This is a genomic window from Leucobacter chromiiresistens (genome assembly GCF_001477055.1).
In the GTDB taxonomy this organism is placed as follows: domain Bacteria; phylum Actinomycetota; class Actinomycetes; order Actinomycetales; family Microbacteriaceae; genus Leucobacter; species Leucobacter chromiiresistens_A.
Map to the genome: position 1 here is coordinate 1 of NZ_LDRK01000183.1, position 576 is coordinate 576.

Genomic DNA, 576 nt, shown 5'->3' on the forward strand with positions numbered 1-576 from the left:
CCTCTGAGCCCCACGGCGCGGCAGGTCAGCCGGCTGCTACAGCCAGTCCTTCTTCTTGAACACGCCCCACAGCACGGTGCACACGGCCACCATGAGCCCGAGCGCCCCGTAGTAGCCCCAGCTCAGGTCCAGCTCCGGCATGTGCTGGAAGTTCATCCCGTAGATCCCGGCGATGATGGTCGGGGCGATGAGGATCGCGGCCCACGCGGACATCTTCTTCATCGCGTCGTTCTGGTCCTGCGCCACCAGGGTGGCCTCCACGGTCAGGGCGTTCTGCAGGGCGGCGCGCAGCCCGTCCAGGTGGTCGGTGGCGCGGATCGCGTGGTCCTTCACGTCCCGGAAACGGGGAAGGAGGGTCTCGGGGGTGCCGTACTTCTGCGCCCCGCGCATCAGCAGCTCCATCATGTAGTTCAGCGGTCGGGTGGCCCGCTGGAACTTGACCACCTCGTTGAACAGCTCGTAGATGCGCTGCGAGGACTTCTCGTCACCGGAGAACAGGTTCTCCTCGATCTCGTCGAGGTCCTCGTCCAGCTCCACCAGGATCGGCTCGTATTCGTCCACGACGGCGTCGAGCAG

Annotated in this window: 1 protein-coding gene; it reads right to left on the reverse strand. The window is 65.8% G+C overall.

Annotated features, from left to right (window positions below; genetic code table 11):
• Window positions 1–36: 36 nt before the first annotated feature.
• The coding region (locus tag NS354_RS12975; protein WP_275934837.1) for a CorA family divalent cation transporter at window positions 37–576 on the reverse strand (540 nt) is incomplete at its 5' end.